The organism is Brevundimonas sp., assembly GCF_035626975.1.
GTDB lineage: Bacteria > Pseudomonadota > Alphaproteobacteria > Caulobacterales > Caulobacteraceae > Brevundimonas.
On the sequence record NZ_DASPMQ010000019.1, the window covers coordinates 80,784 to 94,270 of the forward strand.

Genomic DNA, 13,487 nt, shown 5'->3' on the forward strand with positions numbered 1-13,487 from the left:
CCCCGGGGGCCGGTTCTTCTCGATGTCGCTTGCACTCTCCACCCTGCTCTATGAGTGGCGGCGCTATATGGCGGCCATCGTGGCGCTCGCCTTCTCGGGTCTGCTCGTGCTGGCCCAGGTCGGCATGTTCATGGGCATTGGCAAGGCCTTCACCGCCACCATCGACCGGGCCCGCGCCGACGTCATGGTGCTGGCGCCGGGGGCGACGGGTCTGTTCAACGGCGGCCCGTCCGGCGTGCCGCGCCGCGTCATGCCCATGGTCAACAGCCATCCGGACGTCGTTGCGGTCGCCGACCTCGACGGGTCCTGGGGGCGTTGGCAGAATATCGTCGAAGGCGACGGTCCGCGTAAGAGCGAAGGCGTCCAGGTTTCGGCCATCGACGCCGTGCCCGGCGCCGTCACCGTTCCCACCGACTATTCCCCCGCCCTGATCGAGGCCCTGCGCCAGCCCTTTGGCGTCGCCGTCGACGAGACCTCCCTCAATCGGCTGGGCGTCAAGCTGGGCGACAAGGCGATCTACAACGGCAAGACCGTTCGCGTCGTCGCCGTCACCCGCGGCTATCCCAATATGATGAACGCCGGCATCGTCGTCTCGCGCGACACCCTGCGCATGCTGGGCGAAGCGTCGAACGGCGAACGCGTCGGGCCGCTGATGGTCAGCCTGCGTCCCGGGGCCGATGCCGACATCGTCGCGGCCCAGCTGAACGCCGGCTCGCGCGACCAGTTCAAGGCCTGGACACGGCCGGAACTCAGCAGGGCCGGCGAGGCGGCGATGTTCAAGGAGAGCTTCATCGTCATCATGCTGGGCTTCTCCCTGTTCCTCGGAATCCTGATCGGCGTCGCCATCACCTGGCAGACCCTGCGCGGGGCCATCATGGCCAACATCAAGGAGTTCGCCTCCCTGCGCGCCCTGGGGGTCTCGATGGGCTCGCTCCGCGCCGTGGTCATGGAGCTGAGCTTCTGGGTCGGCATCGCGGGCATTCTGGCCTCCGGCCTGCTGACCTGGGGCGTGTCGCTGCTGGCCCGGATGGGCGGCCTGACCATGTCCTTTCCCATCCCGATGGTCGCCGGCGTCTGCGTGATGCTGCTGATCATCGCCCTCGCCTCCGGCTTCCTGTCGCTGGGCGTCCTGAAGAAGAGCCAGCCGGCGGATCTGCTGCGATGAACCCGAACACCGTCACCCACGGCCGCGCCGGCGAGTCGGCTATCGAGGCCAGGGGGCTGGTCAAGCGCTTCAAGACCGGCCGCGCCTTCATCGAGGTCCTCAAGGGCGTCGACTTCGACGCGCGCCATGGCGAGATGACCATGGTCATGGGCCCGTCCGGCTCGGGCAAGTCGACTCTCGTCGCCGCCCTGTCAGGCCTGCTCAAACCGGAGGAGGGGCGCGTCGACGCGCTGGAGGTGGAGGATCTCTGGGATCATTCGGCCGGCCGCATCGACAAGTTCCGTCTCGATAATTGCGGTTTCATTTTCCAGGGCTTCAACCTGTTTCCGGCGCTGAACGCGACGCAGCAGGTCATGACCGTGCTGAAGTACCAGGGCGTGCCCAAGGACGAGGCCCGCCGCCGCGCCGTCGCGGCGCTTGAGGAAGTGGGCCTCGGCGCCCGCCTGAACCAGAGACCCGACTCCCTGTCCGGCGGCGAAAAGCAGCGCATCGCCATCGCCCGCGCCCTGTCCAAGAACCCAGCCCTGCTGTTCGCCGACGAGCCGACCTCGGCGCTTGACGGCGAGAACGGCCAGGTGGTCATCCGCCTGCTGCGCCGGGCGGCCACGGAACACGGCGCAGCCGTCATCTGCGTGACCCATGACCCGCGCCTCGAGGCCTGGGCGGACCGGGTCATCCACATCGAGGACGGCCGCATTCTCGACGACCAGCGTCGCACGCCCGATCCCAACGCCACTCTCGGCTCGCACTAGACCGATCCTCAAGGACCTTCGAAAAATGCCCCGCTTCCTCAAGAACAAGTGGCTCTGGATCGGCCTGGCGCTGATCCTGGTGGTCGTCGCCGGCTTCCTGTTCATGCAACAGGGCGCGGCGGCGAAGAAGGTCGAGCAGGAGAAGGCGGCCGCCGAGAAGATCGACAGCCCCTACGCGGCCATCGCCAACGGCAAGGCTGATGTCGAAGGCGGCATCATCCAGGTCGCCGCCCGCCGCGGCGGCGTGGTCCGCGCCGTCTATGTCCAGGAGGGCGAGCGAGTCGCCTCCGGCCAGATTCTCGCCCGTCAGGAAGACGACGAGCCGCGCCTGGCCCTGGCCCGCGCCCAGGCCGAGGTCGCCCAGGCCCAGAGCCAGCTGCGCATGACCCAGGTCGAGATCAACACCGCCCGCCGGGAGTACGAGCGGCTTGAGCAGCTGGTCGCCACCAATTTCGTCGCCGCCCAGCGCCTCGACCAGGCCCGCGACGCCATCTCCACGGCCGAGGCCCGCCTGGCCTCACAGCAGGCCGCGGTCCAGACCTCCCGGGCCCGCCTCAACGAGGCCGCCTATAACCTCGAACTGACCGTGATCCGCGCCCCGATGGACGGCCGCATCGTGCGTCGCTACGCCAATCCGGGCGCCGGGGCCTCGACCCTGAACGTGTCCAACATGTTCGACCTCGAGCCCAACACCCAACGCATCGTCCGCGCCGAGATCGTCGAGGCCGACATCCCCAATGTCACCGACGGCCAGGAGGTCGAACTGGTCTCCGAGGTCGACCAGTCCAGGGTCTACGTCGGCCGCGTCCTGCGCCGCGCGCCGTTGTTCGGCGCCCGCAAGCTGGCCTCCGAGGACCCCTCGCAGCGCACCGACGAGCGGGTCGTCGAGGTGGTCGTCTCCGCCGACAACGCCCCGCTGCTGATCGGCCAGCGGGTGCTGGTCAAGTTCATGAAGCCCGGCGAGCGCGCGGGGGCCCCGCGCGCCGCCGCCGCGGGCGTCTCCGCCGATCGCGCCATGCAGGCCCCGGCCAGGAGCTGACGATCAGCGCCCCGTGAACGTCCCGGGCCGCTTCTCCAGCACGGCCGCCACCCCCTCCGCGTGATCGTCCGTCAGATGCGCCAGCGCCTGCATCGCCGCGGTCATCTCCAGCATCTGGTCGAAATTCATGTCGCGACCCTGGCGCAGCAGGGTCTTGGCCATGCGCAGCGCCTGCGGGCCGTGCGCCGCCACCCTGGCCGCGATCTTCAGCGCCTCTTCCATCAGCGCGTCCGGCGCGACCACATGGTTGATCAGCCCCCACCGTTCCGCCGTCGCCGCGTCGATCGTGTCGCCGGTGAACAGCATCTCCGCCGCCCGCGCATAGCCGACGTTCCGCGGCAGCAGCCACGCCCCGCCGTCGCCCGGCAATATGCCCAGTTTGAGGAACGGCACGCCGAACGTCGCCTCGGTCGAGGCCAGCCGGATGTCGGCGAGGCCGGCGATGTCGCAGCCCAGCCCCATGGCCGGCCCGTTGACCGCCGCCACCAGCGGAACCTCCAGCCCGTACAGCGACCGCACGATCCGGTGCACCACCCGCCGATAGCGCTCGCGGATATCCGCACCCGAACCCGCGAACAGATCCCGGCGGTCGCGCATCGCCTTCAGGTCGCCGCCGGCCGAGAACGCCCGCCCCGCGCCGGTGATCACCACGCAGCGCACCGCGGGATCGTGGTTCACCGCCACGCACGCCGCCGCGAAGGCCTCGCCGTCCTCGAGATCGGGCAGGGCGTTGAGCCGCTCGGGCCGCGACAGCGTCCAGATCTCGATGGCGCCGCGTCGTTCGGTCTGGATCAGGGTCATGCCCTAGCAGTGCCGCATGGGCGGGCAGGGCGCAAATCCGCGCTCAAGCAGCCCGAAGGGCGATAGCGCCGCCAGAATTCCGCGCTCAAGCAGCCCGAAGGGCGATAGCGCCCCTGGAAAGCACAAAACCCCGGCCTTGCGGGCCGGGGCTCTGTCATTCGATCCGGGGTGGCCTAGCGGCGCGGCTTGTCGATCCTGATCGGCTGGAAGTTCGAAGGGTGGCTGATCACCCGATCGCCGGCCCCGTTCGTGCCCCTGGTGTTCACCAGCATCCCGCCCCACAGGGCGAAGGACATCATGGCGTGCTGGAGATTGCGGTCCTTGTCGTTCATCTTTGATGTCTCCTTTCGTTGAACGATGAAAAGAGACACGTCGTGCTGATCGGGAGTCTCACCGTCATAGTCGTTTCGCGTCACGGTCAAGGTAGCGTCCCTCGACCGGAAACGCAAGTATTTTTACTCCGCAGCCGGATCATGTTTCACGCTGATGTCATCACCCGTCGCCCGAAACCCGCAACCGCCCCGCTCGATCGCCACCCCCTGCGTCAAGGTCTGTATCGTCGACGGCGCCTCGGGCCTCTGCCTCGGCTGCTGGCGCACCCTGTCCGAGATCGGCGGCTGGAGCGGCCTGTCGGACGATGAGCGCGCGGCGATCATGGCCGAGCTGCCGGCCCGCGCGGCGCGCGCGAGGGCGTAGACGGCCGGCCTCGCCGCCGTCCTTTCCCGTTTACCCCCCGCCAACCATCCCTCTTCACCGCATCCCAACGACGCCGTGCGAGAACACCGCCATGAGGTTCGATCTCTCCTCCGCGGCCGTCATGGCCTTCGCCGTCGCCTCGGCCCTGACCACCGCCTGGTGGATGGATCAGACCGGGCTGCGCGGTCAGGCCCACGCCGCCCCCATGCCGGCGGTCTCCGCCCCGGCGACCGGCGGTCCCGCCCAGGTGCTCAAGGCCGCGGACGGCCACTACTGGGCCGACGCCCTGATCGACGGGTGCGCCGTCCGCGTCATGGTCGACACCGGGGCCAGCGTCGTGGCCCTGACCCGCGACGACGCCGCCCGCCTCGGCCTCAAGCTCACCCCCGCCGACTTTTCCGGAACCGTCATCACCGCGTCCGGCCCGGTCCGCGCCGCCGCGGTCGAACTCGAGGCCGTCGCCGTCGCCGGCGCCCGCGTCGAGCGCGTCCAGGCCCTCGTCGTCGAGCAGGGCCTGCCCCACTCCCTCCTCGGCATGAGCTATCTCGGCCGCCTGTCGTCGTTCAGCGCCACGCCCGCGGGCCTCACGCTTCGCCCCTGAGGCGAGGCGGCGCCGGCGGCCTCAAACCGCCTTCACCACCACCGAAATCGCGGTCGCCAGCAGATACAGCGCGAACGCCTTTCGCAGCACCCGCCGGTCCAGCGAATGCGCCAGCTTCGCCCCCCACGGCGCCACCGCCGTGGTCAGCACCGCCATCACCACCGCCCCGGGCACGTTGACGTAGCCCAGCGACAGCGGCGGCCGCCCGACGGCGTCCCAGCCGAACGCCACGAACCCGACCGTCGCCGCCGCCCCGATGGCCACGCCGAAACCCGAGGCCGTCGCCACCGCCTGGTGGATAGGCCGTCCGCACAGCGTCATCAGCATGCCGCCGAAGCTGCCGCCGCCGATCCCCATCATCGCCGACAGCCCGCCGATCAGCGTCCCGAAGCCGCGCCGCCCCCAGCCGGTCGGCATCGTCGGCCTCAGCACGAACCGTTCGGGCATCAGCCCCAGCTGCGCCGCCACCAGCGCCAGGCACACGCCGTAGACAAGAGCCAGCCCCTCCATCGAAGTCACGCCCGCCACGGCCGCCCCGACCAGTCCCCCGAACGCCACCCATGGCGTCCAGGTCTTCAGCACCACCTCGTCCACCGCCCCGTGCGTCCGGTGCGCCCTGAGCGACCGCCACGAGGTCGCGACGATGGTCAGCAGCGACGTCCCGATCGCCGTGTGCAGATTGCCCTCGCCCCCGACGCCCAGCACCTCGAAGGCGTAGAACACCGCCGGCACGATCACCGTGCCCCCGCCGACCCCGAACAGCCCGGCCACGACCCCGCCGGCCAGCCCGGCGGCGACCAGCGCGGCGAGCAACAGCAGGATTTCGTTCAGGGGCAGGGCGGTCATGGCGGCAAGCTCTAGCGGAGCCGGACAGGCGAGGGGAGGGCGGTCTTCTCCGCGCCGCGAGCAACCTTCATCCCCTAACCCCGTTCTTTCCGCACAAGGCATTCGCCGGAAAGAAACCCCCATGACCGCGATTAACACCCTGTCGGCCCTCGCGGCCGGCGCGCTGGCCCTGTCCGCCGCCGCCGCCGCCCAGGCCCAGACGCCCTACACCGCCTACCCATCCGGCCAGGCCGCAGTCCCCTCGTCGTGCCGCAACGTCGAGCAGCTGGCCAATGGCTATGTCTCGGCCGAGTGCCAGGCCGAGGGCGGCTTCCGCTGGAGCTCGATCCGCAGCGTCGATTGCCGCAGCGCCATCACCAACCGCAACGGCGTGCTCAGCTGCAGCGGCGCCACCGCCACCGTCGGCCCGCTCTATCCCGACGATTCCTGGGGCTCGGGCCAACCCGCCGTCCAGGACCAGCCCGGCGGCGTCTTCGGCGCCCTGCTCGGCGCCCTGTTCGGGGTGCAGACCGCCGACCAGGGCGATCAGGTGCTCGATGAGGACTGGAGCCGGGGCCGCCGTCCCCTCTACCAGCGCCGCGCCGATCTCGACGCCCGCATCGAGGCCGGCGTCCGCGACGGCTCGATCAGCCGGACCGAGGCCGGCCGCCTGCGCGACGACTACGACGCCCTTGTGCAGCTCGAGACCCGCTACGCCGCCGACGGCCGCATGACCACGACCGAGCGCCGCGAACTGCGCGACCGCTACCGCGCCCTGTCCCAGCGCGTCGGCGACGAGCGCCGCGACGACGACGCGGGCTACGGCTGGCAGCCGCTGGCCGACCAGCGCGCCGCCTTCAGCGCCCGCGTCGATGTGGCCGTGCGCAATCGCGACGTGACCCGCAGCGAAGGGACCCGGCTGCGCGCCGACTTCGACGCCCTGGTCCGGCTTGAGTCCGACTATCGCCGCGACGGCCTCAGCGCCCGCGAACAGGAAGACCTGGCCAGCCGCCTGGCCGAACTGAATCGCCGCGTCGGCGACGAGGGCGGCTATGACGGCGGCTACGGCTACGATTCCCGCTCCGCCGAGATCGAGGCCCGTATCGTCGCCGGCGAGCGCAACGGCTCGATCACCCGCACCGAAGCCGCCCGCCTCCGCGAAGAGCTCCGCGACCTGACCCGCCGCTGGGCGGATCTCGAGGCGCGGGTGAGCGTGCGCCGCTAACCGCGAAAGGGGGCGTGGCTAGATCAGCAATGCCCCCTCGTGCCTCAGCAGCCAGCCCTTCCTTTCCAGCCCGCCGCCAAAGCCCACCAGCGCCCCGTCCGCCCCGATCACCCGGTGGCAGGCCAGCACCAGCGGGATGGGGTTGCGGTTCAGCGCCACGCCCGCCGCCTGGGCCGCGCCCGGCTCGCCCGCGCGCCGCGCCATCTCGCCGTAGCTGATGGTCACGCCCGCCGGCACCGCGGCGAGGGCGCGCCAGACCCGCGCCTGGAAGCCGTCGCCGGCCCCCGACGCTGAGTGCGCGCCGTCGAGCGACCACGGCGCCCGGGTCAGCGCCTCGCGGTCGCCGTCGAAATAGGCGGCGATGGTGCGCGCCACAGCCGCCGGGGCCTCCCCGTCGACCAGCGCCGCCGCCGGATATTCGCGCCGCATGGCCTTGACCAGCCCGCCCTCGACCGGGCCGCCGAACGACAGGCCGCGCAGCACCCCGCCGTCGTCGCAGGCGAGGGCCAGCGGGCCGATCGGGCTGTCCAGCCACGACAGGGTCAGGCTGGCCGGAGGGGAGGCGGGGGGCTCGCTCATCGCGCCTCCGGCATCAGGGCGTTGAGTTCGCCCCAGCCCAGCGCCCCCTCCATCAGCGGGGCCGAGCGCCCGTCCTCGAGGAAGCCGCGGGTCAGCGCCGCCGCCCGGCCCAGCGCCGCCCCGACGATGCCCGAGCCGGCGCTCAGCCGCCGCACCCCCAGCCCCGCCAGCGTCTTCGCGTCCGGCAGGCCCGGGAAGGCCAGCAGGTTCAGCGGCATGTCCGTGGCCTTAACCAGTTCCGCTATACCCGCCTCGTCGACCAGCCCCGGGGCGAACAGCCCGTCCGCCCCCGCCGCCCGGTAGATCGCCCCGCGCCGCGCCGCCTCGGCCACGCGCGTTCCGGCCTCGCCGACGCCTCTCAGCCACACGTCGCAGCGGGCGTTGATGAACAGATCCGGCCCCACCGCCGCACGGATGGCCGCGATCTTGGCCGCCAGCAGTTCGGGCGAGCCGCCGCCGTCCTCGATATTGATCCCCTGCGCCCCCGCCTCGACCACCGTCCGCGCCGAGGCCGCCACCTCGGCCGGGTCGTCGGAATAGCCGCCCTCGAAATCGACCGAGACCGGCAGGCCCTGCGCCGCCCGCACCACGTCCCGCGTCGCCTGCGTCACCCGCTCGACCGGCAGGGCGTCGCCGTCCGGCCAGCCCAGCGCCCAGGCCACGCCCGCGCTGGTGGTGGCGACGGCCTTCGCCCCCAGCGAGCGCATCAGCGCCGCCGAGCCCCCGTCCCAGACGTTGGGCAGGATCAGCAGGCCGGATCGGTGCAGGTCTCGGAAGGCGGTCATGGGCGGGTCTCTCCTTGTGTTCGACGGATAACATGGGCGCCGCCGTCCGCGCGCGCTGGCGGTTTCCGGACTTTCTCACCGGTCCTGCCGCCACCCTGCCGCCACCATCCTGTCAGCAGCCGCCACGCCGTGCGCTTGCCCCCGGAACAGGCCCGGCGGCGCGGCGTTACAGCAGCGCTCGGACGGGCGCCCCGCCGCGTCGCGCATCAGGACATTCGCCCCATGGCCTTTCGTCGCGCCACCCTTCCCCTCACGGCCCCGTCCGTGCCCCTGTTCGCCATCGCCGTGATCCTCGCCGTCCTCGCGATGCTGGTCCAGTACGGCGGCGTCGACATCCCGGTGATCCGCGACCATGCGTTCAATGCCCTGGCCATCGCCTTCGCCGTCCTGACCGCCGGGGTTCTGATGCGCGGCGCCTGACCGGCCCCGCCCCTAGCCGAGTCCGGTCCCGCCCCCTAGATTGCGTTCATGGCCCGTTCTCCCTCGCCGTCCTCTGGCAAACCCGCCAAGCCCGTCCACACGCCTGGCCAGTCGGGCCTGGCGGAGGCCCCGGCCAAATTCATCTTCGATCCGGCGGTCAAGTCGAACCGCGCCCCGATGTTCGCCCCGGTCACCGGCCCGCGCCTGACGCCGGAGGAGGCCCCCGGCAAGCCGTCCGACTGGGTCCCGCACCGTCCCGACCGGCCCGACAACCGCAAGCACATCCCCTTCCGGCTGGACACGAAATACACCCCCGCCGGCGACCAGCCCTCGGCCATCGCCGAGCTCGTCGCCACCGCCAATACCGGCGAACGCGACCAGGTCCTGCTCGGCGTCACCGGCTCGGGCAAGACCTTCACCATGGCCAAGGTCATCGAGGCGACCCAGCGCCCCGCCCTGATCCTCGCCCACAACAAGACCCTCGCCGCCCAGCTCTACAGCGAGTTCAAGAGCTTCTTCCCCGACAATGCGGTCGAGTATTTCGTCAGCTATTACGACTACTACCAACCGGAAGCTTACGTACCAAGAACAGACACTTACATCGAAAAAGACAGCTCGGTGAACGAGCAGATCGACCGCATGCGCCACTCGGCGACGCGGGCGATTCTGGAGCGGGACGACGTGATCGTGGTGGCCAGCGTGAGCTGCATCTACGGCATCGGCTCGGTCGAGACCTATACGGCGATGACCTTCACGCTGAAGGTGGGCGACACTATCGATGAGGCCAAGCTCCGCGCCGACCTGATCGCCCTGCAGTACAAGCGCAACGACGCCGCCTTCGAGCGCGGCATGTTCCGCAAGCGCGGCGATGTCCTCGAGATATTCCCGGTCCACCAGGAGGACCGCGCCTGGCGCATCCAGCTGTTCGGCGACGAGCTGGAATCCATCCAGGAGTTCGACCCGCTCACGGGCAAGAAGACCGCCGACCTGACCGAGATCACCGTCTACGCCGCCAGCCACTACGTCACCCCCCGGCCCTCGCTCAACCAGGCCATCACCGGCATCAAGGCCGAGCTGAAGGAGACGCTCGACTGGATGGTCGAGAACGGCAAGCTGCTCGAGGCCCAGCGTCTCGAACAGCGGGTGCGCTTCGATCTGGAGATGATGGAGGCCACCGGCTCCTGCGCCGGCATCGAGAACTATTCCCGCTGGCTGACCGGCCGCGCCCCCGGCGAGCCGCCGCCCACCTTCTTCGAATACATCCCCGACAACGCCCTGCTGTTCGTCGACGAGAGCCACGTCACCGTCGGCCAGATCAGCGCCATGTACCGCGGCGACTACCGCCGCAAATCGACCCTGGCCGAATACGGCTTCCGCCTGCCCTCGGCGATCGACAACCGCCCGCTCAAGTTCGACGAATGGGACGCCATGCGCCCCCAGACCGTCTTCGTCAGCGCCACCCCCGGCCCGTGGGAGATGGAAAAGACCGGCGGCGTCTTCACCGAACAGGTCATCCGCCCCACCGGCCTGATCGACCCCCCGGTCGAGATCCGCCCCGTCTCGGGCGACACCCGCAACCAGGTCGACGACGTCATCGACGAGGTGAAGGCCGTCGCCCGTCAGGGCTACCGCTCCCTCGTCACCGTCCTGACCAAGAAGATGGCCGAGGACCTGACGGAATACATGCACGAGCAGGGCGTCCGCGTCCGCTACATGCACTCCGACGTCGACACCCTCGAGCGGATCGAGATCCTGCGCGACCTGCGCATGGGCGCCTTCGACGTCCTGATCGGCATCAACCTGCTGCGCGAGGGCCTGGACATCCCCGAGTGCGGCCTGGTCGCCATCCTCGACGCCGACAAGGAGGGCTTCCTGCGCTCCGAGACCAGCCTGATCCAGACCATCGGCCGCGCCGCGCGCAACGTCGACGGCCGCGTCATCCTCTACGCCGACCGCATGACCGGCTCGATGGAGCGCGCCATCGCCGAGACCAACCGCCGCCGCGCCAAGCAGGAAGAGTACAACGCCGAACACGGCATCACCCCGGAGTCGGTCAAGCGCGACATCCGCGAGATCATGGCCAGCCCCTATGAGTCCCGGGCCCTCGACAAACTGACCGCCCCGGGCATGGCCGAGGAGAGCAAGCCCTTCACCGGCTCCAACTTCCAGGCCGCCCTCAAGGACCTCGAAGGCCGCATGCGCAACGCCGCCGCCAACCTCGAATTCGAGGAGGCCGCCCGCCTGCGCGACGAGATCAAGCGCATGAAGCTGATGGACCTCGAGTTCGCGAATGAGGTGCTGACGGCGGAGGGCGAGACGGTCGACAAGGCGGCGCCGAAGCGATGGCGGGCCGACGCGGCGGCGGAGAAGGCGGAGGCGTTCCGGAAGGGGCGGTAGGGGGCGGCAGACCTAGCAAAACTTGCCGTCTAGCTGACCACAGCCTGCTCTTGGCAGTACTTTATAATGCTGTCCGTAAATGGCTGCGTTCGGATAGTGTCGCGATCAAAATCGCCCCCGGCAACATGCTCCACGGCGGCTGCCGCTCTTGAGAAGAGATCGTCCGCTTGGGAATTATCCCAAAGTGCTTCTGCAAGCTTGGTCGCCCGCCGGCTAATTTCATGAGAGTTCATGGGAGGATTCGAAGAGATGTCGAAGAGAAGCCGGACGGCAAGCAGGATATGAAAGCGTGCAGGCTTGTACTTGGCTTCAAGTTTCTGGCTTCGGAAGAGGTATTCGAGTTTGTACAGCGCAAACGACGACACGTAGTATGGGTCAAGTCGGTGGCTGTCTGCAAAGATGTCAGTGCCTACCTTGTCCGTGAGGGCACGGTAATTTCGCGTCGTGCGATGGGGTTCCGAAAGGTACATCGCGGCGAACGAGCGAATAGCATTCGCCGGAGTTACAATTCGCGTCTTCTCTATGTCCAAGCGATCATATTGGCAACTCCTCCGCTCGTAGTAGAGTCTCTTGTCGACAGGATATGATGCGAAGAAGGCTTCAAGTTTCTTGGAGAACTCGGTGAGAGCCAAGAACTGCTCTTCCTTGAGAGCGGTCTGCCGATTTGTCGCTCTGATGATCGACTCAATAACCTCTTCATCTTGGGTTACGATAAGGCGGAGAGGAATGCAGACTTCATCTGTGAGGTCGTTCTGTTCGAACAACACATGACTGGTCTGGCATCCATTAACGATCTGAAAATCTTCGATATGGAACCGGCTGGCGGTCTTATGGAGAGACCGTGCGATAACGGTCACCCCGTTGTTCATTAGAACAAATCTCGCTCTTTCTGGTGAAAGCAGGGTATCGCGCATTTCAGTATTGACGGTATTATATTCCTGCCAGTCGCGAACGTTGTCGTAAAATATGCTTCTGACTATTCCGCCATCATCATCTGTGATGATACTGCGGAACTGTGAGATTGGTACGTAGCCGAGATAGGCCTCGGTAACATTCTGAATCTCCGGTATTTCGACACGGTTGGCGAATACGAATTCGCGAGATATAGCGTTCTTGGTCTCGTTGTACCTGCGCTGAATCCCGTCGGCACCGATACAGCCAAATTCAATGTCGCCAAAAAGCTGGGTCCCCTTTAGATCAGCGATGGCGGCTTGGCGTCGCGCCTCCAAATTGTCATCACCGACCCACTGTCCCGTAGTGACATAGAAGAGCCGGCAGTTCGGATTGCCGCGTTTGAATTTGCTGCTGCGCTCGTAGATGGCATTCATCACCTCAGCCATCTGCTTGACGCGGTCGTTGCGAGGAAGTGAAGGTGTTGACTTAAAGAAGTCCAATACACCAAAAGAGAACGTGCCGATCTTAGCCGCATCGAACGCAGAGCTTCGCTCAGCTTGTACAAATATAAAAGTGACGTCTAGTACAGATGCATTTTCGGCGGCGTCTACCAACTCGTCAACATCGTAGATCATTTCGCCATTCACGATTACAGCAATGGCGTCAATTCCTGTGTCTGACTCTGATCCGGTGACGACATCGGTGGTGTCGAAGTGTTCGCTATGATGCCGCTTGACCGTTACGTAACTGGCAAAATGTTCAAACCGTTTGTCTTCCGGAAGCTTCTTGAGATCAAACTCTTCGGAGAATTCCGCGAGGAGTGATTCAGTGATTCTGTCCATCTGGTTCTCCGCGCCTACCGACGTGCCGGCGTTCTCGCCCCGTGTCTTCTCAGCTTAGCGCACATCGATGTTTTACCAATCTCCGGTTGGTAGCTGTGCACAGCTTGTTCCGGCACGCTCCTGCCGAAAGGAGCCTGCTATGCCAACCTTCACCGTCCTCTCCCGCGTCGACGCCTACGTCGACTACACAACCGAGGTCGAAGCCGACTCCCTTGAGGAGGCCGTTGACCTGGCCTATGACGGCGACCCGTCCACCAAATGGAAAGAGCAGGGCGTGGTCGAGTTCGACGCCCGCCATATCGTGGCCCTCGCCGCTGACGGCGAGGAGATCGAGGCCTATTCGCGCGGCGAGGGCTGAGGTTTCGCCCCCATTCTCCGCTCATCCCGGCGAAAGCCGGGACCCAGGCCTGTCCAGCGTGACGCCGGCGGTTCCGGACCGGCGGCGTGGGAGCTTGGCCGCACCACC

15 protein-coding genes are annotated in these 13,487 nt (G+C 67.8%); 9 read left to right on the forward strand and 6 right to left on the reverse strand.

The genetic code is table 11. The annotated features are described in order from the left end of the window. Window positions 1–22: 22 nt before the first annotated feature. From VEB62_RS05650 to VEB62_RS05660, 3 genes are read left to right on the forward strand one after another with little or no spacing between them, the layout of a single operon-like run. Entirely contained in the window at window positions 23–1,165 is a 1,143-nt protein-coding gene (locus VEB62_RS05650; protein ID WP_324796559.1) for an ABC transporter permease, read from the forward strand. Then, window positions 1,162–1,917, forward strand: a complete 756-nt coding sequence (locus VEB62_RS05655; RefSeq protein ID WP_324796561.1) for an ABC transporter ATP-binding protein — start codon at window positions 1,162–1,164, stop codon at window positions 1,915–1,917. The genes VEB62_RS05650 and VEB62_RS05655 overlap by 4 nt, the downstream gene beginning before the upstream one ends. A gap of 25 nt (window positions 1,918–1,942) precedes the next feature. Then, window positions 1,943–2,956, forward strand: a complete 1,014-nt coding sequence (locus tag VEB62_RS05660; protein WP_324796564.1) for an HlyD family secretion protein — start codon at window positions 1,943–1,945, stop codon at window positions 2,954–2,956. Window positions 2,957–2,959: 3 nt separating this feature from the next. Here the strand turns inward: VEB62_RS05660 and VEB62_RS05665 are convergent, their stop codons facing one another. Both VEB62_RS05665 and VEB62_RS05670 read right to left on the reverse strand, forming a co-directional pair. Then, window positions 2,960–3,757 carry a crotonase/enoyl-CoA hydratase family protein gene (locus VEB62_RS05665; protein ID WP_324796566.1) on the reverse strand — a complete coding sequence of 266 codons (798 nt, stop codon included), beginning with the start codon at window positions 3,755–3,757 and terminating at the stop codon, window positions 2,960–2,962. 173 nt (window positions 3,758–3,930) lie between these two features. Further along, a complete protein-coding gene (locus VEB62_RS05670; RefSeq protein WP_324796569.1) occupies window positions 3,931–4,089 on the reverse strand; it encodes a hypothetical protein in 159 nt (52 codons plus the stop codon). A 154-nt stretch (window positions 4,090–4,243) separates the two neighbouring features. Here VEB62_RS05670 and VEB62_RS05675 point away from each other — a divergent pair, with 154 nt between their 5' ends. Then, the gene (locus VEB62_RS05675; protein ID WP_324796572.1) at window positions 4,244–4,453 is read left to right on the forward strand and encodes a DUF1289 domain-containing protein; all 210 of its coding nucleotides are present in this window, start codon (window positions 4,244–4,246) and stop codon (window positions 4,451–4,453) included. 91 nt (window positions 4,454–4,544) lie between these two features. Then, on the forward strand, window positions 4,545–5,054 hold the full coding sequence (locus VEB62_RS05680; protein WP_324796574.1) for a retropepsin-like aspartic protease family protein: 510 nt from the start codon (window positions 4,545–4,547) through the stop codon (window positions 5,052–5,054). A 21-nt stretch (window positions 5,055–5,075) separates the two neighbouring features. Here the strand turns inward: VEB62_RS05680 and VEB62_RS05685 are convergent, their stop codons facing one another. After that, entirely contained in the window at window positions 5,076–5,900 is an 825-nt protein-coding gene (locus VEB62_RS05685) for a sulfite exporter TauE/SafE family protein (protein WP_324796575.1), read from the reverse strand. A 121-nt stretch (window positions 5,901–6,021) separates the two neighbouring features. Here VEB62_RS05685 and VEB62_RS05690 point away from each other — a divergent pair, with 121 nt between their 5' ends. Then, the gene (locus tag VEB62_RS05690; RefSeq protein WP_324796577.1) at window positions 6,022–7,104 is read left to right on the forward strand and encodes an AAA family ATPase; all 1,083 of its coding nucleotides are present in this window, start codon (window positions 6,022–6,024) and stop codon (window positions 7,102–7,104) included. 18 nt (window positions 7,105–7,122) lie between these two features. On the opposite strand, the gene VEB62_RS05695 is transcribed toward VEB62_RS05690, so the two are convergent. Together VEB62_RS05695 and VEB62_RS05700 are read right to left on the reverse strand one after the other, a co-directional pair. Further along, on the reverse strand, window positions 7,123–7,683 hold the full coding sequence (locus VEB62_RS05695; RefSeq protein ID WP_324796580.1) for a methylated-DNA--[protein]-cysteine S-methyltransferase: 561 nt from the start codon (window positions 7,681–7,683) through the stop codon (window positions 7,123–7,125). Beyond that, complete coding sequence (locus tag VEB62_RS05700) at window positions 7,680–8,468, reverse strand: isocitrate lyase/PEP mutase family protein (RefSeq protein WP_324796582.1); 789 nt, start codon at window positions 8,466–8,468, stop codon at window positions 7,680–7,682. The genes VEB62_RS05695 and VEB62_RS05700 overlap by 4 nt, the downstream gene beginning before the upstream one ends. A gap of 222 nt (window positions 8,469–8,690) precedes the next feature. Here VEB62_RS05700 and VEB62_RS05705 point away from each other — a divergent pair, with 222 nt between their 5' ends. After that, entirely contained in the window at window positions 8,691–8,888 is a 198-nt protein-coding gene (locus VEB62_RS05705; protein WP_324796584.1) for a hypothetical protein, read from the forward strand. Between the two features lie 48 nt (window positions 8,889–8,936). Then, window positions 8,937–11,285, forward strand: coding sequence for an excinuclease ABC subunit UvrB (gene uvrB / locus VEB62_RS05710; protein ID WP_324796587.1), 2,349 nt, complete (start codon window positions 8,937–8,939; stop codon window positions 11,283–11,285). A gap of 29 nt (window positions 11,286–11,314) precedes the next feature. Here uvrB and VEB62_RS05715 read toward each other — a convergent pair whose 3' ends face one another. Further along, entirely contained in the window at window positions 11,315–13,021 is a 1,707-nt protein-coding gene (locus tag VEB62_RS05715) for an AIPR family protein (protein ID WP_324796590.1), read from the reverse strand. A gap of 139 nt (window positions 13,022–13,160) precedes the next feature. Between VEB62_RS05715 and VEB62_RS05720 the strand changes: the two genes are divergently transcribed. Continuing rightward, the gene (locus tag VEB62_RS05720; protein WP_324796592.1) at window positions 13,161–13,379 is read left to right on the forward strand and encodes a hypothetical protein; all 219 of its coding nucleotides are present in this window, start codon (window positions 13,161–13,163) and stop codon (window positions 13,377–13,379) included. Window positions 13,380–13,487: the final 108 nt, after the last annotated feature.